Genomic DNA, 23,625 nt, shown 5'->3' on the forward strand with positions numbered 1-23,625 from the left:
CATTTCGCGATTCCGCGGGCGCCGGCGAGACCCTTTCGCTTGCGGCCCCTCCGTCGTGCCGATCGACGGCGAAGAGGCCGCGTGACGCGTTACTTGACCAGCCCGCCGAGCGCGGTCGTGACGGGCGCGAGCAGCCCGGTGCCGGTCTTCGTCAGCGCGCCACCCGACGTGCTGCCGGTCAGCCCGCCGGCCGGCGAGCCGCCGGCGGTGCCCGACACCGCGCCAGTGACCGTGCTGACGGCCGACGTGAGTGCGCCGGTCGCGCTGCCGCCGCTCGTTGCGCCACCCGTTGCGCTGCCCAGCGCGCCGGTCGCGGTCGATACGAGCCCGGTCACCGGCGCGAGCGGATTCGTCGCGCCGGGGCTGCCACCGCCGCCGAGCAACGTGGTGCCCGCGGTCGCGACCGTGTTGCCGGTGGCCGTCACGACGTTGCCGACCCCGGTCGTCACAGGGTTGTTGCCGGTCTTCGCGATCGTCGTGCCGGCGCCCGCGACGCCATTGCCGACGGTCGTGACGAGATTCGTGAGCGGTGTGCCGAGCGGCGTGCTCGACGCGACGGTCTGCGTGACCGAGCCGACCGTCGACGTGATCGGCGTGATCGCCGAGCCGGCGGCGCCCGTGACCTGCGCGACGGGGCCCGTCGACAGCTGCGTGCCGAGCGTCGCGCCGCCGCCCGCGATCGTGTTGCCGAGCGTCGTGATCGCGCCGCCGACGGGCGACGTGACCGGCGCGAGCGGCGACAGCGCCGAACCGCTGCCGCCGAGGCTCGACACGACACCACCGGTCGCCGCGACCGCATTGCCGAGATTCGTGACCACGCCGCCCGTGCTCGCGACCGTGGTGCCGACCGGGTTCGACGATGCACCGAGCTGGCCGAGCCCGGAGCCGATGCCGTTGCCGAGCGTCGTCACGGCAGCACCCGTGTCCTGCACGACAGCGCCGAGCCCCTGCGTCGTCGCGGGGCTGGCGCCCGGCACCGACTGGCCGGTGATCGTCGTGCCGACGCCGGAAACGGCGCCGCCCGCGGCAGTCACGATGTTGCTCGACGCGGCCGCCGTCTGGCCGACCGCATTGGCCGACGTGCCGCTGCTGCCTGACGTGCCGCCCGTGGTGCCCGTGCTTCCGGCGGTGGTCGTGCCGCTGCCGTTGGCGCTGCCGGAACCGCTGCCGCTGCTGCCCGAGCCGTTGCTGGTGTCGCCCGTCGTGGCGGTCGTGGCGGTCGTGGCGCCCGAACCGGAACCGGAGCCGCCCGTGCCCTGGCTCAGCGTGCCGGAGCCGCCGCACGCGGACAGCGACAGCAGGGTCGCGGCGCCTGCTGCGATCAGGGTCATTCGGAGTGCTTGGCAATGGATGTTCAACATGGTCGTGTCTTCCTCGTCTCGAATCAATGGAACGGAGTCAGGCTGGCATTGCTGTCGGCGTTGCGTCGCTGGCGAACCTCTCGCCGAAGTGCGGGGGTGGTCGGCGCGTCATCGGTTGTCTCCCTGTCTGGCCTGTCGTCGTGCCGTGCTGCTTGCCTGGGTCGGAATCCGGATCGCGTTTGAAACGAACGGCTGACATTCTTTCGTATTGCTTGCCGATCGCGTCGGGATTCGTCGGATTCTTCGCGATCAGAGTAGATGAACGTTTGCGACGCTTCCTTTAACCATCGTTAAATTGAAGTAAGCATCCGATTCAATCGTCCGATCAGGGAATGCGATGACAACACGATCGCGGATCCCAGTGCGTGGGGGCACGATGCGTGTGCAGGTCGTGTCGAGCGCGGTCGCGCTTCGCGGCGTGAGGGGGGAGAGGGCGCAGCAGGAGACGGAGAGGGCAGGCAGGCGCCGCAGCGGCGCACTTGCGCACGTCAGCGGTGCGCGCTCGACAGCCGGGCACGGGGCCGCGGCCGTCGATGCGGCGGGAAGGTCAGGCCTCGGGATACCAGGCGTCGGTGAACGCGCCGAGCTCGACCTGAGCGAGTTCCGCGCGCGCTTCGAGCCACGCACGGACCGTTTCGCGATCTTCGTCCGTCGTCGTGCCGCGCGGTGCGCCGGAGATCACATAGGCGACGATGCCTTCTTCCGCGGAGGCGACGGTCAACAGGCCGTTCGCCTCGACGAAGTCGATGAACGCGTCGATCATTTCGCCGCGTTCGAGGTCGGTCGGTTCGTTGCGGAATTGCGCGGAGATGGTGAAGGCGAGTTCCTGGAATTCGCCGATGTGGAGTTTCTTGCGCTGGCGGCGGTTGTAGTGCTTGCTCATGATGTGTGATGCGTGAGTGTCTGGGTGGAAAGGGGAAATGCCGTGCCCGGTGCGGCCGGCCGCGCTTTACATCAGCACGATGTCGTATTGCTCCTGGCTGAGATTCGACTCGACCTGCAGCGACACGGGCTTGCCGATGAAGTCGATCAGCATCGCGAGATGCTGCGATTCCTCGTCGAGGAACAGGTCGATCACCTGCTGCGCGGCGATCACGCGGAATTCGCGCGGATTGAACTGCCGCGATTCGCGCAGGATCTCGCGCAGGATGTCGTAGCACACGGTGCGCGACGTCTTCACCTGGCCCTTGCCCTGGCAGGTCGGGCACGGCTCGCACAGCACGTGCGCGAGCGATTCGCGCGTGCGCTTGCGCGTCATCTCGACGAGCCCGAGCTGCGAGAAGCCGTTGACGGTCACGCGCGTGCGGTCGCGCGCGAGCGCCTTCTTCAGCTCGGACAGTACGGCGTCGCGATGCTCGGCGTTCTCCATGTCGATGAAGTCGATGATGATGATCCCGCCGAGGTTGCGCAGCCGCAATTGCCGCGCGATCGTGTGCGCGGCCTCGAGGTTGGTCTTGAAGATCGTGTCGTCGAAGTTGCGCGCGCCGACGTAGCCGCCCGTGTTCACGTCGATCGTCGTCATCGCCTCGGTCTGGTCGATCATCAGGTAACCGCCCGACTTCAGGTCGACCCGCCGCGACAGCGCGCGCTGGATTTCCGTCTCGATGTTGTACAGGTCGAACAGCGGCCGCTCGCCCGTGTAGTGGTGCAGCTTCGGGCTCACGGCCGGCGTGAACTCGGCCGCGAATTCGGCGAGCCGCTGGTACGTCTCGCGCGAATCGACCTGGATGCGCGACGTGTCGTCGTTCGCGAAGTCGCGCAGCACGCGCTGCGCGAGGTCGAGATCCTGGTACAGCAGGCTCGTCGCCGGCAGCCGCTGCGCCTGGGCGACGATCGTCGCCCAGGTCTTGCGCAGGTAGGTGACGTCGCCGGCGAGTTCGTCGGAGGTCGCGTCCTCGGCGATCGTGCGCACGATGTAGCCGCCTTTCTCGTCCGGCGGGATCACTGCGGTCAGGCGCGCGCGCACGGCCTCGCGCTCGGCCTCGCTCTCGATCTTCTGCGAGATGCCGATGTGCGGCTCCTGCGGCAGGTAGACGAGCGTGCGGCCCGCGATGCTGACCTGCGTCGACAGCCGCGCGCCCTTCGTGCCGATCGGGTCCTTGATGACCTGGACCATCAGCGTCTGGCCCTCGAACACGGTCTTTTCGATCGGCTGGTGCGGCGCGCTCGTATGCGGCTCGCCGTTCAGGCGCGGCTGCCAGATGTCGGCAACATGCAGGAACGCCGCGCGCTCGAGGCCGATGTCGATGAACGCCGACTGCATGCCAGGCAGCACGCGCACGACCTTGCCGAGGTAGATGTTGCCGACGCGTCCGCGCGACAGCGTGCGCTCGACGTGAAGCTCCTGCACCGCGCCTTGCTGGACGAGTGCGACCCGCGTTTCCTGCGGCGTGATGTTGATCAGGATTTCTTCGTTCATGGTGCGATTCAGAAGTCGACGCGCGCGGTGCGCAGCAGCGCCGCAGTCTCAAAAAGGGGCAGACCCATGATACCTGAATGGGAACCTGCGATTTGCTCGACGAACTCGGCCGCGCGTCCCTGGATCGCGTACGCACCGGCCTTGCCGAACGGCTCGCCGGTCTCGACGTAGCGTGCGAACGCGTCGCGCGACGCGGCCGCGAAGCGCACCGACGAGCGCGACAGCGCGGGCGGCAGCAGTTCGCCGCGCGCATCGACCACCGCCACCGCTGTCAGCACTTCGTGCTCGCGCCCGGCGAGGCGGGAGAGCATCGCGAGCGCGTCGGCCGGGTCGGCGGGCTTGCCGAGGATCGCGCCGTCGATCGTCACGGTCGTATCGGCGACGAGCAGCGGCGCGGCCGGCTTGCCGCTCGCGACGAGGCGCGAGCGTGCGGCCTCGGCCTTCGCGACGGTCACGCGCAGCACGTAGTCGTCGGCGGCTTCGCCGGGCAGCTCGGCTTCGAGCGCTTCGGCGTCCTCGTCGGGGCGGGGCAGCAGCAGCTCGAAGCGCACGCCGATCTGCTGCAGCAGCTCCTGGCGGCGCGGGCTTTGCGAAGCGAGGTAGAGGGTCGGGAACAGCGCGGAGGTGGTGCTGGACGGCATGGTGTCGTTATCTCTTGGGGCGCGCGGCGCGCGTCGCGAGGACGACGCGTCATGCGCGGTGATAGGGGTGATTCTGCGTGATGCTCCACGCCCGGTAAAGCTGTTCGGCGAGCAGCACGCGCACCATCCCGTGCGGCAGGGTCATGCTCGAGATGCGCAGCAGCAGGTCGGCGCGCCCCTTCAGCTCCGGATCGAGGCCGTCGGCGCCGCCGATCACGAACGCGACGTCCCGGCCGTCCTGCTGCCAGCCGGGCAGCGCCTGGGCGAGCTGCATCGTGGTCCAGTCGCGGCCGCGCTCGTCGAGCGCGACGATCCGCGCGTTCTTCGGCAGCGCGGCCTCGATCTTCTGCCGCTCGGCGGCCATCACGCTTTCGGCGCTGCGGCCGCCGGAACGCAGTTCGGGCTTGATCTCGCGCAGCTCGATGCGCAGCTCGGGCGGCATCCGCTTCGCATATTCGTCGAAGCCGGATGCGATCCAGCCGGGCATCTTGTGGCCGACCGCAAGGATGAAGAGCTTCATCGGGACGATGCGTGACGACTCAGCGGCGGCGCGCAGGCGCCTTCCGGGCCGGACGGGCGACTTCTTCCTCGTCCTCCTCGTCGTCGTTGCTCGCGGCCGCACCGTTCGGCGCCTTGCCGCCGCCGAGCTTCATCCGCACCGGCTTGTCGCCCCAGATTTCCTCGAGGTTGTAGTACTGGCGCAGCGCGGGCTGCAGGATGTGCACGACCGCGTCGCCGCAGTCGACGAGTACCCATTCGCCGGTGTCCTCGCCTTCGGAGCTGACGACGTCGCCGCCGGCTTCCTTGACCTTGTCGCGCACGTTCGACGCGAGCGCCTTGGTCTGGCGGTTCGACGTGCCGGATGCGACGATCACGCGATCGAACAGCTCGGTCAGGTGGCTCGTGTTGAACACTTTGATGTCTTGCGCCTTGATGTCTTCGAGGGCGTCGACGATGACGCGCTGCAGTTTGCGAATATCCATGGATTCAGGATTGGTAGAGACGATGTTGAAGAATATAGGCCCACACGGCGGGCGGCACGTGCTCGGCCGCCGCGTCGGGCGTGTGCGCGCGGCGCGCGAGGCAGTCGCGCAGGTGCGCGCGGATGTCGGTCGCGGCGATGTCGAACGCGAGCGTCGTGTCGATCAGGATGCGACCGGCCGGCGTAGCCTTCAGCACGTCCGCGCCGGCCTGCCGCGCGGCGACTTCCTGCGTGACCGCCTGCGGCGCCGCAGCAAGCTCGAAGCCGGGGCGCGTCGACACGCAGATGTGCGCGTAGTCGAACAGCCGCCGCCAGTCGTGCCACGTATCGAGGCGCACGAGCTGGTCGGCGCCGATCAGCAGCGACAGCGACGCATCGGGGCCGATCCGTTCGCGCCAGCGCGCGAGCGTATCGACCGTATAGGTCGGCCCCGCGTGCTCGATCTCGTCGGTCGCGACGCTGACTGTCGCGCCGGGCAGCGCGAACGCGCTGGCGGCCGCGCGCGTCATCGCGAGGCGGTGCTCGGCCGCGGACACGTCGCGCTTCTGGTACGGCTGCCCGGCGGGCAGCAGCACGAGCTCGGTCAGGCCGAGCACCTCGGCGAAGCGGCGCGCGAGCGCGAGGTGGCCGTCGTGGATCGGGTCGAACGTGCCGCCCAGCAGGCCAATACGGCGTGGCAGCGAGGCGGTTCGGGCGGTGGTGTCCAGAAAGCGTCCTTTTGTTGCGGTGCGTTGCGTTGCGGTGCGTTGCGGTACGTTGCAGTGGCGCGCGGGGCTCAGACCCAGTCGCGCGGCACGATGAAGTCGCTGTACAGGCGCGCTTCCGGCGTTCCCGGCTCGGGCTGCCAGTTGTAGCGCCAGTTCGCGACGGGCGGCATCGACATCAGGATCGACTCGGTCCGGCCGCCGCTTTGCAGGCCGAACAGCGTGCCCCGGTCGAACACGAGGTTGAACTCGACGTAGCGGCCGCGGCGGTACGCCTGGAACGCGCGCTCGCGCTCGCCGTACGGCGTGTCGCGGCGGCGCTCGACGATCGGCAGGTAGGCGGCCAGGAACGCGTCGCCGACGCTTTGCATCATCTCGAACGCGCGTTCGAAACCGGGCTCGGCGAAATCGTCGAAGAAGATCCCGCCGATGCCGCGCGCTTCATTACGGTGCTTGAGGAAAAAATACTCGTCGCACCACTTCTTGAAGCGCGGATACAGGTCTGCGCCGAACGGATCGAGCGCATCCTTGCAGGTCTGGTGGAAGTGCCGCGCGTCGTCCTCGAAGCCGTAAATCGGCGTCAGATCCATGCCGCCGCCGAACCAGAACACGGGTTCCTCGCCGGGCTTCGTCGCGATCAGCATCCGCACGTTCATGTGCACGGTCGGGCAATACGGATTGCGCGGGTGCAGCACGAGCGACACGCCGATCGCCTCGAAGCCGCGGCCCGCGAGCTGCGGGCGCGCCGCACTCGCCGACGGCGGCAGCGCATCGCCCGCGACGTCGGAAAAGCCGATGCCCGCACGCTCGAACACCTGTCCGTCCTCGAGGATGCGCGTGCAGCCGCCGCCGCGCAGGCGCTCGCCGGGTTCGCGCTGCCAGGTGTCGGTCGCGAGCGGGGTGCCGTCGAGTGCGCCAAGCGCGTCGGCGATGCGCGTCTGCAGGCCTTGGAGGTACGCGCGCACGCGCGCCACGTCGTAGGTCGAATCGGTCATGTCAGGACTGGATGCCCCCTTCGGAAAAAGGGTGTGCGTAAAAAAGCATCTGCCGGGCATTCTATCGAACCCCGGCAGAGGAGGGCGCCGCCGCCTGAGCGGGGCGCCGGTTGCCAACGTCACGCGCTCTTGCGGTTCAGCGCGCGGTAGCCGATGTCGCGGCGGTACTGCATGCCTTCGAAATTGATCTGGTTGATCGTTTCGTAAGCATGCTGCTGCGCTTCGCGCACCGAATCGGCGAGGCCGACCACGCACAGCACGCGGCCGCCCGACGTCGTCAGCTTGTCGCCGTCGAGCGTCGTGCCCGCGTGAAACGTCACGGCCTGCCCGGTCTCGGCCGGGATCCCGTTGATGCGGTCGCCCTTGCGCGGTGCGTCCGGATAGCCGTGCGCGGCCAGCACGACGCCGAGCGCGGTGCGGCGGTCCCAGTCGAGCTCGACCGTGTCGAGCGTGCCCGCGATCGCCTGCTCGACGACCTTCGAGAAATCGCTCTTCAGGCGCGCCATGATCGGCTGCGTCTCGGGGTCGCCCATCCGGCAGTTGAATTCCAGCGTGCGCGGATTGCCTTCCTTGTCGATCATCAGGCCCGCGTACAGGAAGCCCGTGAAGCGGATGCCGTCCTTCTCCATGCCGCGCACGGTCGGCATGATGATCTCGCGCATCACGCGCGCGTGCATCTGCGGCGTAACGATCGGGGCCGGGGAATACGCGCCCATGCCGCCCGTGTTCGGGCCGCGGTCCTCGTCGAGCAGGCGCTTGTGGTCCTGGCTGGACGCCAGCGCCAGCGCGTGCTTGCCGTCGACCATCACGATGAAGCTCGCTTCCTCGCCGTCGAGGAATTCCTCGATCACGACACGCGCGCCCGCATCGCCGAGCTTGTTGCCCGACAGCATCATGTCGACGGCCGCATGCGCTTCTTCCAGCGACATCGCGACGACGACGCCCTTGCCGGCCGCAAGGCCGTCGGCCTTCACGACGATCGGTGCGCCCTTCGCGTCGATGTACGCATGCGCGGCGGCCGCGTCGGAGAAGGTTTCGTAGTCGGCGGTCGGGATGCCGTGGCGCTTCATGAACGCCTTCGCGAAATCCTTCGAGCTTTCGAGCTGCGCCGCTTCGCGGGTCGGGCCGAAGACCTTCAGGCCGCGCGCGCGGAACAGGTTGACGATGCCGGCCGCGAGCGGCGCTTCCGGGCCGACGAGCGTGAACGCGACGCCTTCGCTTTCCGCGAAATCGGCGAGCGCGTCGAGCGACGTGATGTCGACATTCTTCAGGCGCTCGTCCTGCGCCGTGCCGCCATTGCCGGGCGCGACGTAGACCATCTGGACGCGCGGCGACTGCGCGAGCTTCCACGCCAGCGCATGTTCGCGGCCGCCGGAACCGACGACGAGTAGTTTCATGGGATTCCCCGCAGACTAGAAAACAGGGCGGCCGGCACGCTCAGGCGCGCCGGCCGCGATATCGGTCGGGCCGCCGCCGCCAGCGTTGCACGGCGGCAGGCATCTCATTCCTCGACGACGATGGCGTTCGTGTACACGTCCTGCACGTCGTCGAGGTTCTCGAGCGCGTCCAGGAGCTTCTGCATCTTCGCCGCATCGTCGCCGGTGAATTCGACTTCGTTCTGCGGCTTCATCGTCACTTCGGCGAGTTCGGCCTTGAAGCCGGCGGCTTCGAGCGCGTCCTTCACCTTCGAGAATTCCTGCCAGTCGCACAGCACTTCGATCGAGCCGTCGTCGTTCGTGCTGACGTCGTCCGCGCCCGCCTCGAGCGCCGCTTCCATCAGCGTGTCTTCCGACGTGCCCGGCGCGAACAGGAACTGGCCGACGTGATCGAACATGAACGCGACCGAGCCGTCGGTGCCCATGTTGCCGCCGAACTTCGAGAACGCGTGACGCACTTCCGCGACCGTGCGGGTGCGGTTGTCGGTCAGCGTATCGACGATGATTGCCGCGCCGCCGATGCCGTAGCCTTCGTAGCGGATTTCCTCGTAGTTCGCGCCGTCCGCGCCGCCGACGCCGCGATCGATCGCGCGCTTGACGTTGTCCTTCGGCATGTTCGCGTCGGCCGCCTTGTCGACCGCGAGACGCAGGCGCGGGTTCGAGCCGACGTCGCCGCCGCCGAGGCGCGCCGCGACCTGAATTTCCTTGATCAGGCGGGTCCAGACCTTGCCGCGCTTCGCGTCGGCTGCTGCCTTCTTATGCTTGATGTTGGCCCATTTCGAGTGACCAGCCATACGTTTCTCCGTCGCCCGGGCGCGATGCGCGGGCGTTTAAGCCAATGTGTCGTTGATTCGGCGGCCGCTCCGGCGGGCATGAAGCCGCGGGGCCGCGTGTCGAGTGGAACGAGATTTTATCACGCGGCGGGCCCCCGCTTGGGGCCGTCGCGCATGGCCGAACGGCCGGGGGCGGCGGCCCGGGAGCGTTCGCCGGCGCCGGACGGCCCAAGGCTGCGGATTCACCGAATGGACGCCGCTGCGCCAGCCGCGGGACGGACGGCCCGGATGGCCGTCCCCGGATGGCCGTCTCCGGATAGCCGTCCCCGGATGGCCGTCCCCCGGTTCGCCGGTCCCGGATGGCCGTCTCCTGGTCTCCCGTTTCGTCGGCCGCCGGATGGTCTGCCCCGGGTGCGCCGGCCCGGATGGTCGTCCGTCAGTTCTTCGTGCCGAACAGGCGGTCGCCCGCGTCGCCGAGGCCCGGCACGATGTACGCGTGCTCGTTCAGGTGCGAGTCGAGCGACGCGACGTACAGCTTCACGTCAGGGTGCGCATCCTGGAACACCTGCACGCCTTCCGGCGCGGCGACGAGCGCGACGAACATGATGTTCGCGGCCGGCACGTTGCGGCGCTTCAGCACGTCGACCGCATGCACGGCCGAGTAGCCGGTCGCGACCATCGGGTCGCACAGGATGAAGATCCGGTCCTCGAGGTCCGGCAGGCGCACGAGGTATTCGACCGGGCGATGGTCGTCCGCGCGATACACGCCGATGTGGCCGACGCGCGCCGACGGAACGAGGTCGAGCAGGCCGTCCGACATCCCGACGCCCGCGCGCAGCACCGGCACGATCGCGAGTTTCTTGCCGGCGATCACCGGTGCGTCGATCTCGACGAGCGGGGTTTCGACCCGCTTGGTCGTGATCGGCAGGTTGCGGGTGATCTCGTAGCCCATCAGCAGCGTGATCTCGCGCAGCAGCTCGCGGAACGTGCGCGTCGACGTGTCCTTGTCGCGCATGTGGGTCAGCTTGTGCTGGATCAGCGGGTGATCGAGGATGAAGAGATTCGGGAAACGGCTGTCCTGTTTCATGACGGGGTGCCCAGAGGCAAAAGGGGATCGGGGGCGGCAGGCGGGCGGCGGGCCCGTCTGCGCGCAATGGCGCAAGTTTACCAAGACGGCTCGCGCGATCCGGATATTATCGACGTCTCACCGACAACCCGCGCGCTGTCAGGCCCGTTTGTGCACGATCGCCGGCTCGTATCCGGCGCGAACGGGCGGGCGGCCGGCGGCGCGCCTCAACCAGGGAACATCGACGATGGATCTCGGCATCGCAGGAAAGACCGCGCTCGTGTGCGCGGCAAGCAAGGGCCTCGGGCGCGGCTGCGCGGAAGCGCTGGCCGCCGAGGGCGTGAATCTCGTGATCGTCGCGCGCACGCGCGACACGCTGGAGGCGACCGCGGACGCGATTCGCCAGGCGTCGGGCGTCGCCGTGACGGCGATCGCGTGCGACATCACGACGCCGGACGGGCGCGCGGCCGCGCTCGCCGCCTGTCCGCAGCCGGACATTCTCGTGACGAATGCCGGCGGCCCGCCGCCGGGCGATTTCCGCGACTTCTCGCACGACGACTGGATCCGCGCGCTCGAGTCGAACATGCTGACGCCGATCGAGCTGATCCGCGCGACCGTCGACGGGATGATCGCGCGTCGTTTCGGCCGCATCGTCAACATCACGAGCTCGGCCGTGAAGGCGCCGATCGACGTGCTCGCGCTGTCGAACGGCGCGCGCTCGGGGCTGACGGGGTTCGTCGCGGGGCTCGCGCGCAGGGTCGCCGCGCACAACGTGACCGTCAACAACCTGCTGCCGGGCCTGTTCGACACGGACCGGATCGCGACGACGCTCACCGCGCAGGCGAACGCGCAGGGCGTGACCGTCGACGAGATGCGCGAGCGGCGCGCGAAGGACATCCCGGCCGGACGCCTCGGCACGCGCAGCGAGTTCGGTGCCGCGTGCGCGTTCCTGTGCAGCGTGCACGCGGGCTACATCACCGGGCAGAACTGGCTGCTCGACGGCGGCGCTTATCCGGGCACGTTTTAACGGGCACTTTTCAACGGGAACGTTCTCACGGGCGCGGCTCGTGCCGCGCTTCCTGCTTTCTGCTGACGACAACAACCTGAACGACGAAGGATCTGGAGATGAGCACACCCCGCATCGCACTGATTGCGCACGACGCGAAGAAGGACGAGATCGTCGCGCTCGCGGGCGAATATCGCGCGACGCTCGCGCACTGCCGGCTGGTCGCGACCGGCACGACGGGCGGCCGCATCGCGGCCGCGCACGGGCTCGACGTCGAGCGCAAGCTGTCCGGGCCGCTCGGCGGCGACCTGCAGATCGGCGCCGAGCTGGCCGAGGGCCGGGTCGACATCGTCGTGTTCCTGCGCGACCCGATGACCGCGCAGCCGCACGATCCGGACATCACCGCGCTCGTGCGCGCGTGCGACGTGCACGACGTGCCGTGCGCGACCAACGTCGCGACCGCGCGGATGCTGCTCGACGACCTGATGCGGAAGATGGCGGGGGCCGCCTAGGTGCGGCCGGCTAGGTGGGGCCGCCTAGGTGGGGCCGGCCAGGTGGGCCGGCTGGGCGCGGCCGCCTAGGCGGGGTCGGCCAGGCGGGGCCGGTTAGCTGCGACCGGTTCGCTGCAACCGGTCAGGTGCAGCGGCCTGGCTGCCGCCGGCCAGGCGGGGCGCCGGAATGCGGCGGCCACCTGAATTGCCCCTGCTGGTTGCAGGGCAATGCACGGATTGCCGCGACGCGCGAGAATCGGGCGTCGCGATGCGCGGCTCACCCGGAATCAGGCCGGAGCAGGGCGCGCAGCGTCGCCGGACCCGAACTTTCCCCTGACAGAACACGAAGACGAGGAGCGAAACGATGCCGAAAGCAATCCGATACGACCAGGCCGGCGGCCCGGACGTGATGAAGTGGGTCGACGTCGAGGTCGGCGAGCCGCAGGCGGGCGAGGTCCGCATCCGGCAGCACGCAGTCGGGCTCAACTACATCGACGTGTATTTCCGCACGGGTCTCTATCCGCAGCCGCTGCCGGGCGGCCTCGGGATGGAGGCGGCGGGCGAGGTGACGGCGGTCGGCGCCGGCGTCACCTCGCTCAAGCCCGGCGATCGCGTCGCCTATTGCGGGCAGCCGCCGGGTGCGTACGCGCAGGAGCGCGTGATGCCCGCCGAGCGCCTGGTGAAGCTGCCGGACGGGATCGGCTATGACGACGCGGCGTCGGTGATGCTGCAGGGCCTGACCGCGCATTACCTGCTGCGCCGCACGTACCCGGTGAAGGCCGGCGACACGATCCTGATCCATGCGGCGGCAGGCGGGGTCGGCCTGCTCGTGTGCCAGTGGGCGAAGGCGCTCGGCGCGACCGTGATCGGCACGGTCGGCTCGGACGAGAAGGCCGAACTCGCGAAGGCGCACGGCTGCGACTACCCGATCGTCTACACGCGCGAGAACTTCACGCAGCGCGTGAAGGAGATCACGAACGGCGCGGGCGTGCCGGTCGTCTACGATTCGATCGGCAAGGATACCTACGTCGGCTCGCTCGACTGCCTTTCGCCGCTCGGCTATTTCGTCAGTTTCGGCAACGCGTCGGGCCCGCTGCCGCCGATCGACTCGAAGGAATTCTCGTCGCGCGGCTCGCTGTTCTTCACGCGGCCGACGCTGTTCTCGTACATCGCGAAGCGCGCGGACCTCGAAGCGGCCGCCGCCGAACTGTTCGACGTGATCCTGTCGGGCAAGGTCAAGACCAGCATCAACCAGCGCTATCCGCTCGCGGAAGTTGCACGCGCGCACGCCGATCTCGAGGCGCGCAAGACCACCGGCTCGACGATCCTCATCCCCTGACCCTGCCGCGCCGGCCACGCGCCGGCACGCGATCTCCCGGGCGGCGCTGCGGCGCCGCTCGTCCCCGCCAGTCCCCGCCAGTCCGTTTACGCGTTTTTTACACGCGTCCCGACACCTTTGACCCGTCCTTTACGCGCGTTCCAATAACGTTCTAGTCGTCTGATTTCGACGATGGAGCACACAAAAATGGATGCGGTTTTCATCGGCGGTCTGGTGCTGTTCACGGCACTGATCGTTGGCTTGGTCGCCGGTTGCGAGAAGCTTGCGCAATACGGTCGCGGGGGGCGAGCATGACCTGGATGCTGTGGTTGGCGGGTGCTTCGACCGCCTTGCTGTTCGCGTATCTCGTCTATGCGCTGCTGCGTGCGGAGGACATCGAATGAACGCGAACAATCTGTTCCAGTCGTTGCTGTTCATCGTCGTGCTGCTGGCGGCGGCCGTGCCGGTCGCGCGCTATCTGACCGCGGTGATGGACGGCAGCTCGCGCGTCGTGCGTGTGTTCGGCCCGCTCGAACGCGTGCTGTATCGCATCGCCGGCGTCGACGCCAGCCGTGAAATGAACTGGAAGCAATACGCGATCGCGACGATCGCGTTCAATGCGCTCGGCGCGCTGTTCCTGTATGCGCTGCTGCGCTTGCAGGGCATGCTGCCCGGCAATCCGCAGCAGTTCGGCGCGATGACGGTCGACGGCGCATTCAACACGGCGGTCAGCTTCGTCACCAACACGAACTGGCAGGACTACACGCCCGAGCAGACGGTCAGCTACCTGACGCAGATGCTCGGCCTCACCGTGCAGAACTTCCTGTCCGCGGCAACCGGCATCATCGTCGTGATCGCGCTGATCCGCGGCTTCGCGCGGCACACCGCGCAGACCATCGGCAACTTCTGGGTCGACCTGACGCGCGTGACGATGTACGTGCTCGTGCCGATGTCGGCCGTGATCGCGGCGCTGCTGATCAGCCAGGGCGCGATCCAGAACATGAAGGCGTACGAGGACGTGCCGGCGCTGCAGACGACCACCTACGCCGCGCCGAAGCTCGATGCGCAGGGCAACCCGGTCAAGGACGACAAGGGCAACCCGGTGACGGTGCCGACCCAGCTCACGAAGCAGACGCTCGCGATGGGCCCGGTCGCGTCGCAGGAAGCGATCAAGATGCTCGGCACCAACGGTGGCGGCTTCTTCAACGCGAACTCCGCGCACCCGTACGAGAACCCGACGCCGTTCGCGAACTACATCCAGATCTTCGCGATCCTGATCATTCCGGCCGCACTGTGTCTCGTGTTCGGCCGCATGGTCGGCGACCGCCGGCAGGGCATCGCCGTGCTCGCGGCGATGACGGTCGCGTTCGCGATCGCCGTCGGCGTCGAGGTGAGCGCCGAGCAGGCCGGCAACCCGACGCTCAACGCGCTGCGCGTCGACCAGTCGGCGAGCGCGCTGCAGTCGGGCGGCAACATGGAAGGCAAGGAAACCCGCTTCGGCATCGCGCAGAGCAGCATCTTCACGGTCGCGACCACGGCCGCGTCGTGCGGCGCGGTGGACACGATGCACGATTCGCTGACGCCGCTCGGCGGCCTTGTGCCGATGCTGCTGATCCAGCTCGGCGAAGTGGTATTCGGCGGGGTCGGCTCGGGCCTCTACGGGATGCTCGTGTTCGCGCTGCTCGCGGTGTTCGTCGCCGGCCTGATGATCGGCCGCACGCCGGAATACGTCGGCAAGAAGATCGAGTCGTACGAGATGAAGATGGTGTCGATCGTCGTGCTGCTCACGCCGTTGCTCGTGCTGGTCGGCACGTCGATCGCCGTGCTCGCCGATGCAGGCAAGGCCGGCATCGCGAACCCGGGCCCGCACGGCTTCTCGGAAATCCTGTACGCGTTCAGCTCGGCCGCGAACAACAACGGCAGCGCATTTGCCGGTCTGACCGTCAGCACGCCGTTCTACAACTGGCTGACGGCGATCGCGATGTGGTTCGGCCGCTTCGGCACGATCGTGCCGGTGCTCGCGATCGCGGGCTCGCTCGCCGCGAAGAAGCGCATCGCCGTGACGAGCGGCACGCTGCCGACGCACGGGCCGCTGTTCGTGGTGCTGCTGCTCGGCACGGTGCTGCTGGTCGGCGCGCTGACCTACGTGCCCGCGCTCGCGCTCGGGCCGGGTGTCGAGCACCTGATGATGTGGCTGGGCGCGTGATGCGCGCCTGCATGACTTCGCATTGAAGAGATTGAAGAGATCGCAATGACTCAACATTCCGCAACACGGTCCATGTTCGATCCGGCGCTGCTGCGCCCGGCGATCGTGGACTCGTTCAAGAAACTTACGCCGCGCACGCAGTTCCGCAACCCGGTGATGTTCTGCGTGTACGTCGGCAGCATCCTGACGACGATCCTGTGGGTGGCCGCGCTCGTCGGCCAGGCCGAGGCGCCTGCGGGCTTCATCCTCGCGGTGTCGCTGTGGCTGTGGTTCACGGTGCTGTTCGCGAACTTCGCGGAGGCGCTCGCCGAGGGGCGTTCGAAGGCGCAGGCCGCATCGCTGCGCAGCGCGAAGCGCGACGTGATGGCGAAGAAGCTCAACGAGCCGCATCCGAAGTCGCCGATCCGCATCACGACCGCGACCGACCTGCGCAAGGGCGATGTCGTGCTGGTCGAAGCGGGGGACGTGATTCCGGCCGACGGCGAGGTGGTGGACGGCGTCGCGTCGGTCGACGAATCGGCGATCACCGGCGAATCTGCACCGGTGATCCGCGAATCGGGCGGCGACTTCTCGTCGGTGACGGGCGGCACGCGCGTGCTGTCCGACTGGATCGTCGTGAAGGTCACCGCGAACCCCGGCGAGGCGTTCCTCGACCGGATGATCGCGATGGTCGAAGGCGCGAAGCGCAAGAAGACGCCGAACGAGATCGCGCTGACGATCCTGCTCGTCGCGCTGACGATCGTGATGCTGCTCGCCACCGCGACGCTGCTGCCGTTCTCGATCTTCTCGGTGCAAGCGCTGAAGTCGGGCCACGTGGTGACGATCACCGCGCTCGTCGCGCTGCTCGTATGCCTGATCCCGACGACGATCGGTGGCCTGCTGTCCGCGATCGGCGTGGCCGGGATGAGCCGGATGATGCAGGCGAACGTGATCGCGACGTCGGGCCGCGCGGTGGAAGCGGCGGGCGACGTCGACGTGCTGCTGCTCGACAAGACCGGCACGATCACGCTCGGCAACCGCCAGGCGTCGACGTTCCTGCCCGCGCCGGGCGTGACCGAGGAAATGCTTGCAGACGCCGCGCAGCTGTCGTCGCTCGCCGACGAGACGCCGGAAGGCCGCAGCATCGTCGTGCTCGCGAAGGAGCGCTTCAACATCCGCCAGCGCGACATGCAGGCGCTCCATGCGGTGTTCCTGTCGTTCAGCGCGCAGACGCGGATGTCCGGCGTCGACATGCCCGGCCGCGAGATCCGCAAGGGCGCGGCCGACGCGATCAAGCGCTATGTCGAGACGCACGGCAGCCGCTTCCCCGAGGAAGTGCGCCGGGCGGTCGACGACGTCGCACGCCGCGGCAGCACGCCGCTCGTGGTGGCCGAAATGCATGATGCGGCGGCGCGCGTGCTCGGCGTGATCGAGCTGAAGGACATCGTGAAGGGCGGCATCAAGGAGCGCTTCGCGGAACTGCGCAAGATGGGCATCAAGACCGTGATGGTGACGGGCGACAACCGGCTGACCGCGGCGGCGATCGCGGCGGAAGCGGGGGTCGACGACTTCCTCGCGGAAGCAACGCCGGAGACGAAGCTCGCGACGATCCGCGAGCATCAGGCAGCGGGGCGCCTCGTCGCGATGACGGGTGACGGCACCAACGATGCGCCGGCGCTCGCGCAGGCGGACGTGGCCGTTGCGATGAACAGCGGCACGCAGGCGGCGAAGGAAGCGGGCAACATGGTCGACCTCGACTCGAACCCGACGAAGCTGATCGAGATCGTCGAGATCGGCAAGCAGATGCTGATGACGCGCGGCTCGCTGACGACGTTCTCGATCGCGAACGACATCGCGAAGTACTTCGCGATCATTCCGGCCGCGTTCGTGACCACGTATCCGCAGCTGAAGGTGCTCGACATCATGCACCTGACTTCGCCGGCGTCCGCGATCCTGTCGGCGGTGATCTTCAACGCGCTGATCATCATCGCGCTGATCCCGCTCGCGCTGAAGGGCGTCACGTACCGTCCGCTCGGCGCAGCGTCGCTGCTGCGCCGCAACCTGCTGGTCTACGGCCTCGGCGGCGTGCTGCTGCCGTTCCCGTTCATCAAGCTGATCGACATGACGCTCGCCGCGCTCGGCTGGGCTTGAGGAAATTCGCCATGAAAACGTTGATTCGTCCGCTTATCGTGATCTTTGTCGTGCTGACCGCGGTGACGGGGCTGGCCTATCCGGCCGTGATGACCGTGTTCGGCCAGGCCGCGTTCCCGTCGCAGGCGAACGGCAGCCTGATCGAGAAGGACGGCAAGGTGGTCGGCTCCGCGCTGATCGGCCAGCAGTTCGACGCGCCGAAGTACTTCTGGGGCCGGCTGTCGGCCACGTCGCCGATGCCGTACAACGCGACCAATTCCGGCGGTTCGAACCTCGGCCCGCTGAACCCGTCGCTCGCCGACCAGGTGAAGGCGCGCATCGCCGCGCTGCGCGACGCGGGCACCGACATGTCGAAGCCGGTGCCGGTCGACCTCGTGACCGCGTCCGCGAGCGGGCTCGATCCGGAGATCACGCCGGCCGCGGCGGCCTACCAGGTCGAACGCGTCGCGAAGGCGCGCAACCTGTCGCCGGACGCGGTCGCGCAGCTCGTCGCCGCGAACACGAGCGGGCGCCAGTTCGGCGTGCTCGGCGAGCCGCGCGTGAACGTGCTGAAGCTGAACCTCGCGCTGGACGCGGCGCAGGCCGCGCACTGAGCAAGGCGCGGGCACACACGGCTCCCGCAGCACCCGGCATCCCGCGCGGCACGGCGCCGCGCGGGATGCGTTTTGGCTCGGCGGCGCGCTTGCGCCGTCTTTGCCTTTTGTGGCGATTTGGATCAACAATGTTCGTACCCACGCTTACCCACGCGCGTTGCACGCGTCACGCATGAACCGCCCCGATCCCGACCAACTTCTCGACAAGCTGCAGCGTGACGAAGAAAAACAGCGGCGAGGCCAGCTCAAGATCTTCTTCGGCGCGTCCGCCGGTGTCGGCAAGACCTACGCGATGCTGCAGGCCGCGCGCCAGCGCAAGCAGGACGGCGTCGACGTCGTCGTCGGCATCGTCGAGACCCACGGCCGCAGCGAGACCGCCGCGCTGCTCGACGGCCTCGACGTACTGCCGCTTACGCGGATCGACTATCGTGGCCGCCAGCTGGCCGAATTCGATCTCGACGCTGCGCTCGCGCGCAAGCCCGAGCTGATCCTCGTCGACGAGCTCGCCCACTCGAACGTGCAGGGCGCACGCCACCTGAAGCGCTGGCAGGACGTGTACGAGCTGCTCGATGCGGGGATCGACGTCTATACGACCGTCAACGTCCAGCATCTCGAGAGCCTGAACGACGTGGTCGGCGCGATCACCGGCATCCGCGTGTGGGAAACCGTGCCGGACCGCGTGTTCGACGCGGCCGACGAGGTGACGCTCGTCGACCTGCCGGCCGAGGAACTGCTCGCTCGGATGCGCGACGGCAAGGTCTATCTCGCGCAGCAGGCCGAGCGCGCGGTGCGCAACTTCTTCCGCAAGGGCAACCTGATCGCGCTGCGCGAGCTCGCGCTGCGGCGCACCGCCGACCGCGTCGACGCGCAGATGCGCGAATACCGCGCCGACCGCTCGATCCAGCGCATCTGGCAGGCGCGCGAGCGGCTGCTCGTGTGCGTCGGGCCGGGCCCCGAGGCGCCGACGCTCGTGCGCGCGGCCGCACGGCTCGCCGCGAGCCTGAAAGCCGACTGGATCGCCGTCTACGTGGAGACGCCGAAGCTGCAGCGCCTGCCCGACGCGCAACGCGAGCGCACGCTGAACGCGCTGAAGCTCGCCGCCGAGCTCGGCGCGGAGACGGCGACGCTCGCCGGTGGCGACGCGGTCGCCGCGCTGATCGGCTATGCGAAGGTGCGCAACGTGTCGAAGGTCGTCGCGGGCGGCTCGCAGAAGACCGGGCTTGCGCGCTGGTTCGCGCGGCCGTTCGGCGAGAAGCTCGCCGAGCGTGCGGGCGACGTCGACCTGATGCTGATCCGCGCGTCGGCGAGCGACGAGGTGCGCGCAGCGCCCCTCGACGCGCGCGCGCGCGACTGGCGCGACGCGTTCGCGAGCCTCGGCGGCCATCGGTCGCCGCCGCGCCATTACGCATACGCGGCCGCGATTTGCGCGGCGATCACCGTGGTCGCGAGCGTCGTGTCCGAGCGGCTCGACCTGACCAACCTCGTGATGCTGTACCTGCTCGGCGTCGTGTTCTCGGCGGTGCGCCTCGGGCGCGGGCCGGGCGTGCTGCAGTCGTTCCTGTCGGTGGCCGCGTTCGATTTCTTCTTCGTGCCGCCGCGCATGTCGTTCTCGGTCAGCGACACGCAATACCTGCTGACGTTCTTCGGGATGCTGCTGACGTCGCTCGTGATCAGCCACCTGACGTCGACGCTGACCCGCCAGGCGAGCGTCGCGCAGCGCCGCGAGCGCCGCACGGGCGCGATGTACGCGATGGCGCGCGAGCTGGCCGCGGCGCTGACCACCGAGCAGATCGTCGAGATCGGCAGCCGCCACGTGAGCGAGGTGTTCCGCGCGCGCGTCGCGATCCTGCTGCCCGACAGCGCCGACAAGGTGCAGCAGAAGATCGAGGAGCCGGACGCGGCCGTCACGCTGACGGGCGCCGATCTCGACAGCGACGTCGGCCAGTGGGTGTACGACCAGCAGAAGCCGGCCGGCCACGGTACCGACACGCTGCCCGCGACGGCCGCGCTGTACCTGCCGCTGAAGGCGCCGATGCGCACGCGCGGCGTGCTTGCGGTCGTGTCGAAGGAGCCGCGCGAGCTCGAAGTGCCCGAACAGCAGCGGATGCTCGATGCGTTCGCCGCGCAGATCGCGCTCGCACTCGAGCGCGTGCACTATGTCGAGATCGCGCGCGACGCGCTTGTCAGCATGGAATCGGAGCGGCTGCGCAACTCGCTGTTGTCGGCGATCTCGCACGACCTGCGCACGCCGCTCACGACGATCGTCGGCTTCTCGTCGATGCTCGCGAACGCGCGTGCGGCCGCGCAGCGCGGCGATCCGGCGGCCGCGCCGCGGCACGGGCCGCGCGAGGACGAACTCGTCGAGGCGATCCACGACGAGGCGCTGCGGATGACGGGCATCGTCACGAACCTGCTCGACATGGCGCGGCTGCAGGCGGGCAGCCTGCAGCTGAAGCGCCAGTGGTCGCTGCTCGAGGAAACCGTCGGCGCGGCGCTGGCCGCGTGCCGGCGCGTGCTCGCGCGACATCCGGCGCGCGTTGCGCTGCCGCCCGACCTGCCGCTGCTGCAGATGGACGCAGTGCTGATGGAGCGCCTCTTTTCCAACCTGTTCGAGAACGCCGCAAAATACACGCCGGCGGACACGCCGGTCGAGATCGGCGCCGAACGCGTGACCGAAGACGGCCTGCCGTTCGTGCGCGTGCACGTCGACGATCACGGCCCCGGCCTGCCGCCGGGCATGGAAACGCGGATCTTCGACAAGTTCACGCGCGGCGAGAAGGAATCGGCGACGCCGGGCATCGGGCTCGGCCTCGCGATCTGCCGCGCGATCGTCGAGGCGCACGGCGGTAGAATCGGCGCGCTCAACCGCACGGCACCCGACGCTCGCGTGACAGGCGCGCGCTTCTGGTTCACGCTGCCTGTCGAGACGCCGCCCGCGGCGCCCGCCATGTCCGAAGAGGAAGCCGAGGCGCTGCACGCGCTGCCGTCCGCGCCCAGATCATCCGAGCCACCGCCAGACCATGAGTGAACCGAGCCTGACCGTCGTCCTGATCGAGGACGAAAAACAGATCCGCCGTTTCGTGCGCGCCGCGCTCGAGGAGGAGGACATCGCCGTATTCGAGGCCGAGACCGGCAAGCAGGGGCTCATCGACGCGGCGACGCGCAAGCCGGATCTCGTGATCGTCGATCTCGGCCTGCCGGACACCGACGGCCTCGACGTGATCCGCGAGCTGCGCGGCTGGTCCGAGGTGCCCGTGATCGTGCTGTCCGCGCGCACGCAGGAGGAGGAGAAGGTCGCCGCGCTCGACGCCGGCGCCGACGACTACCTGACCAAGCCGTTCGGCGTGTCGGAGCTGCGCGCGCGGATCCGCGCGCAGTTGCGGCGGCGCAACCAGGGCGGCGCGAACGAGTCGCCGAAGGTGAGCTTCGGCACGGTGTCGGTCGACCTCGCGCTGCGCCAGGTCTGGCGCGACGGCGAGATCGTGCACCTGACGCCGCTCGAATACCGGCTGCTCGCGACGCTCGTGCGCCACGCGGGCCGCGTGCTCACGCACCGTCAGCTGCTGCGCGACGTATGGGGGCCGTCGCACGTCGAGAGCCATCACTACCTGCGCATCTACATGGCGCACCTGCGCCAGAAGCTCGAGCGCGACCCCGCGCAGCCCGAGTACATCATCACCGAGACGGGTGTCGGCTACCGGCTCGTCGGCGCCGCGTGAGGCGGGCCGCGCGCGGGCAGGGCGGCGGCGCGGCGTGTCGCGCGGCCGCCATTCATCGCACACCCGCCGCGGATTCCCCGTTATGCTGGCCGTTCTGCGAACGGAACGAGGAGCGTACGATGCTTGCCCGACTGGCCATCTCCTGTGCGCTGGTGCTCGCCGTGTCCGGCGTGTGCGCGCAACCGCTGCCGCCCGGGCAGCAGCCGCAGCCGCCGAAGGTGGCGCTCGCGAATCCGGCGTCGGTGAACTGCGTGAAGCTCGGCGGCCGCCACGTGATCCGCAACACGCCGCAAGGCGACGTCGGCATGTGCGTGTTCAAGGACGGCCGCGTGTGCGAGGAATGGGCGATGTACCGCGACGACCGCTGCGTTGGAGCCGGCAAGCCGAAACGCGTGTCGCACTGACCGCTCAGCGCTCGGCCTCCCGGCTACTGCCGCGGGTTCCGCCGCCGCAGCCTGCACGGTTGTAAGCCGTTTGTTATACTCGGCGCCGCCCGGGGACGACCCCGGGTCATTCGTTTCAACGGGGACGGCCCCATCCGATCCATGGAGCGCGTCGAGATGGCGTGGGGATTGTTGTTGATCGCCGGTTTGCTGGAAGTGGCCTGGGCGGCCGGCATGAAATCGTCTGAAGGCTTTACGCGGCTCGGGCCGTCGGTGTTTACGATCGTGACGGCGCTGGCCAGCTTCGGGCTGCTCGCGGTCGCGATGCGTCAGTTGCCGCTCGGCACCGCGTATGCGGTCTGGACCGGCATCGGCGCGGTCGGCGCTTTCGTGTTCGGCATCGTGATGATGGGCGAGGCGCTGACCATCGCCCGGCTCGCGAGCGCATCGCTGATCGTCGTCGGCCTGATCGGCCTCAAGCTGTCGTCGGCCGCCTGAGGGTTCTCCGCAACGGGGATTTGCGCCGGACGGCCGGCTTCCCTGTCTATAATGGAACGCATTCGAGCCTGAATGCCGCGTTGTCGCGCGCCGAGCGCGACCCGGCATGCGCCGCCGGCCGCCACGCGCCGCGCGGGGCCGGCCATTCTGATCGATCGGCAACACGCACGGAAAGTGCAAGGAGAGGGCCATGATCGAAGCCATTTCGCTCGGCGCGGGGCTGGCGTGGGCGAGCGGCCTGCGCCTGTACCTGACGGTGCTGATCGCAGGCGTGCTGGCGCGCGCCGGCTGGCTCCATCTTCCCGATACGCTCGCGGTGCTCACGTCGCCGTGGGTGATCGGCGCCGCAGCCGTGCTCGCGATCACCGAATTCCTCGCCGACAAGATTCCCGCCTTCGATTCGCTGTGGGATGCGGTGCATACATTCATCCGCATTCCCGCAGGCGCCGTGCTCGCGGCTGGTGCGCTCGGCCACGCCGATCCGACCGTGCTCGCAATTGCGGGGCTCGCGGGCGGCTCGCTCGCCGGCGCCGCACACATCACGAAGGCCGGCACGCGCGCGCTCATCAACCTGTCGCCCGAACCGATCTCGAACTGGATCGCGTCGTCGACCGAGGACGGCCTCGTGTTCGGCGGGCTCGCGCTCGCGTTCTTCGTGCCGCTGCTGTTTCTCGTGCTGCTGGCAGCGTTCATCGCCGCCTCGGTGTGGGCGGTGCCGCGGCTGTGGCGCGGCGTATCGGGCGGCTTCCGCGGGATGGCGAACCACATGGTGACGCGGCTCAACTCGATCGGGAGCAAGCGGGATTGAACGGGCGGCGATCCGCGGGGCGGCCATCCGCGGGGCGGCCGTCCGGGGCGCAGTCTGCCGTCGCCGCGCGCGACGGTAGCGGGCCCGCGCACGCCG

Annotated in this window: 24 protein-coding genes; 13 read left to right on the forward strand and 11 right to left on the reverse strand. The window is 68.9% G+C overall.

Going from position 1 to position 23,625, the window contains the following annotated elements; genetic code table 11:
* Nucleotides 1-89: 89 nt before the first annotated feature.
* From ACV22Z_RS17550 to upp, 11 genes are all read right to left on the reverse strand, one after another.
* Nucleotides 90-1,361, reverse strand: coding sequence for a collagen-like triple helix repeat-containing protein (locus tag ACV22Z_RS17550; protein ID WP_448077549.1), 1,272 nt, complete (start codon nt 1,359-1,361; stop codon nt 90-92).
* A 547-nt stretch (nt 1,362-1,908) separates the two neighbouring features.
* The gene (locus ACV22Z_RS17555) at nt 1,909-2,244 is read right to left on the reverse strand and encodes a YggL 50S ribosome-binding family protein (protein WP_448077550.1); all 336 of its coding nucleotides are present in this window, start codon (nt 2,242-2,244) and stop codon (nt 1,909-1,911) included.
* Between the two features lie 66 nt (nt 2,245-2,310).
* Nucleotides 2,311-3,780: a ribonuclease G gene (gene rng / locus ACV22Z_RS17560; protein WP_448077551.1), complete on the reverse strand. Its 1,470-nt coding sequence runs from the start codon at nt 3,778-3,780 to the stop codon at nt 2,311-2,313.
* Nucleotides 3,781-3,788: 8 nt separating this feature from the next.
* On the reverse strand, nt 3,789-4,421 hold the full coding sequence (locus tag ACV22Z_RS17565; protein ID WP_448077552.1) for a Maf family protein: 633 nt from the start codon (nt 4,419-4,421) through the stop codon (nt 3,789-3,791).
* Nucleotides 4,422-4,470: 49 nt separating this feature from the next.
* Nucleotides 4,471-4,941 carry a 23S rRNA (pseudouridine(1915)-N(3))-methyltransferase RlmH gene (rlmH, locus tag ACV22Z_RS17570; protein WP_448077553.1) on the reverse strand — a complete coding sequence of 157 codons (471 nt, stop codon included), beginning with the start codon at nt 4,939-4,941 and terminating at the stop codon, nt 4,471-4,473.
* A 19-nt stretch (nt 4,942-4,960) separates the two neighbouring features.
* A complete protein-coding gene (rsfS, locus tag ACV22Z_RS17575; RefSeq protein WP_448077554.1) occupies nt 4,961-5,404 on the reverse strand; it encodes a ribosome silencing factor in 444 nt (147 codons plus the stop codon).
* A 4-nt stretch (nt 5,405-5,408) separates the two neighbouring features.
* Entirely contained in the window at nt 5,409-6,182 is a 774-nt protein-coding gene (locus ACV22Z_RS17580) for a nicotinate-nucleotide adenylyltransferase (protein ID WP_448077633.1), read from the reverse strand.
* On the reverse strand, nt 6,179-7,102 hold the full coding sequence (gene hemF / locus ACV22Z_RS17585) for an oxygen-dependent coproporphyrinogen oxidase (protein WP_448077555.1): 924 nt from the start codon (nt 7,100-7,102) through the stop codon (nt 6,179-6,181). Before hemF ends, ACV22Z_RS17580 begins: the two co-directional genes overlap by 4 nt.
* 119 nt (nt 7,103-7,221) lie before the next feature.
* On the reverse strand, nt 7,222-8,499 hold the full coding sequence (gene purD / locus ACV22Z_RS17590) for a phosphoribosylamine--glycine ligase (RefSeq protein WP_448077556.1): 1,278 nt from the start codon (nt 8,497-8,499) through the stop codon (nt 7,222-7,224).
* Between the two features lie 104 nt (nt 8,500-8,603).
* Complete coding sequence (locus ACV22Z_RS17595; protein ID WP_448077557.1) at nt 8,604-9,332, reverse strand: YebC/PmpR family DNA-binding transcriptional regulator; 729 nt, start codon at nt 9,330-9,332, stop codon at nt 8,604-8,606.
* 415 nt (nt 9,333-9,747) lie between these two features.
* The gene (gene upp / locus ACV22Z_RS17600) at nt 9,748-10,398 is read right to left on the reverse strand and encodes a uracil phosphoribosyltransferase (RefSeq protein WP_010091140.1); all 651 of its coding nucleotides are present in this window, start codon (nt 10,396-10,398) and stop codon (nt 9,748-9,750) included.
* Nucleotides 10,399-10,624: 226 nt separating this feature from the next.
* On the opposite strand from upp, the gene ACV22Z_RS17605 reads away from it, so the two are divergent.
* The 13 genes from ACV22Z_RS17605 to ACV22Z_RS17665 all read left to right on the forward strand — a co-directional run bounded on the left by ACV22Z_RS17605 (nt 10,625) and on the right by ACV22Z_RS17665 (nt 23,529).
* Complete coding sequence (locus ACV22Z_RS17605; RefSeq protein ID WP_448077558.1) at nt 10,625-11,404, forward strand: SDR family oxidoreductase; 780 nt, start codon at nt 10,625-10,627, stop codon at nt 11,402-11,404.
* A gap of 98 nt (nt 11,405-11,502) precedes the next feature.
* Nucleotides 11,503-11,895, forward strand: a complete 393-nt coding sequence (locus tag ACV22Z_RS17610) for a methylglyoxal synthase (protein WP_448077559.1) — start codon at nt 11,503-11,505, stop codon at nt 11,893-11,895.
* A gap of 343 nt (nt 11,896-12,238) precedes the next feature.
* Complete coding sequence (locus ACV22Z_RS17615) at nt 12,239-13,213, forward strand: quinone oxidoreductase family protein (protein ID WP_448077560.1); 975 nt, start codon at nt 12,239-12,241, stop codon at nt 13,211-13,213.
* A 171-nt stretch (nt 13,214-13,384) separates the two neighbouring features.
* Complete coding sequence (locus ACV22Z_RS17620) at nt 13,385-13,507, forward strand: hypothetical protein (RefSeq protein WP_448077561.1); 123 nt, start codon at nt 13,385-13,387, stop codon at nt 13,505-13,507.
* Complete coding sequence (gene kdpF, locus ACV22Z_RS17625) at nt 13,504-13,596, forward strand: K(+)-transporting ATPase subunit F (protein ID WP_017331558.1); 93 nt, start codon at nt 13,504-13,506, stop codon at nt 13,594-13,596. Before ACV22Z_RS17620 ends, kdpF begins: the two co-directional genes overlap by 4 nt.
* Nucleotides 13,593-15,398 (forward strand): potassium-transporting ATPase subunit KdpA, encoded by a 1,806-nt coding sequence (gene kdpA / locus ACV22Z_RS17630; protein ID WP_448077562.1) that lies wholly within the window; start codon nt 13,593-13,595, stop codon nt 15,396-15,398. The genes kdpF and kdpA overlap by 4 nt, the downstream gene beginning before the upstream one ends.
* Nucleotides 15,399-15,443: 45 nt before the next feature.
* Nucleotides 15,444-17,528: a potassium-transporting ATPase subunit KdpB gene (kdpB, locus tag ACV22Z_RS17635; protein WP_448077563.1), complete on the forward strand. Its 2,085-nt coding sequence runs from the start codon at nt 15,444-15,446 to the stop codon at nt 17,526-17,528.
* Between the two features lie 11 nt (nt 17,529-17,539).
* Nucleotides 17,540-18,121 carry a potassium-transporting ATPase subunit KdpC gene (gene kdpC / locus ACV22Z_RS17640; RefSeq protein ID WP_448077564.1) on the forward strand — a complete coding sequence of 194 codons (582 nt, stop codon included), beginning with the start codon at nt 17,540-17,542 and terminating at the stop codon, nt 18,119-18,121.
* Nucleotides 18,122-18,293: 172 nt separating this feature from the next.
* Nucleotides 18,294-21,149, forward strand: coding sequence for a DUF4118 domain-containing protein (locus ACV22Z_RS17645; protein ID WP_448077565.1), 2,856 nt, complete (start codon nt 18,294-18,296; stop codon nt 21,147-21,149).
* Nucleotides 21,142-21,840: a two-component system response regulator KdpE gene (gene kdpE / locus ACV22Z_RS17650; RefSeq protein ID WP_448077566.1), complete on the forward strand. Its 699-nt coding sequence runs from the start codon at nt 21,142-21,144 to the stop codon at nt 21,838-21,840. Before ACV22Z_RS17645 ends, kdpE begins: the two co-directional genes overlap by 8 nt.
* 119 nt (nt 21,841-21,959) lie before the next feature.
* Nucleotides 21,960-22,244 (forward strand): putative hemolysin, encoded by a 285-nt coding sequence (locus tag ACV22Z_RS17655; RefSeq protein WP_448077567.1) that lies wholly within the window; start codon nt 21,960-21,962, stop codon nt 22,242-22,244.
* Between the two features lie 156 nt (nt 22,245-22,400).
* Entirely contained in the window at nt 22,401-22,721 is a 321-nt protein-coding gene (sugE, locus tag ACV22Z_RS17660; RefSeq protein WP_448077634.1) for a quaternary ammonium compound efflux SMR transporter SugE, read from the forward strand.
* A 190-nt stretch (nt 22,722-22,911) separates the two neighbouring features.
* On the forward strand, nt 22,912-23,529 hold the full coding sequence (locus ACV22Z_RS17665; protein ID WP_448077568.1) for a DUF4126 domain-containing protein: 618 nt from the start codon (nt 22,912-22,914) through the stop codon (nt 23,527-23,529).
* Nucleotides 23,530-23,625 lie beyond the last annotated feature (96 nt).

The organism is Burkholderia sp. PU8-34 (assembly GCF_053427725.1).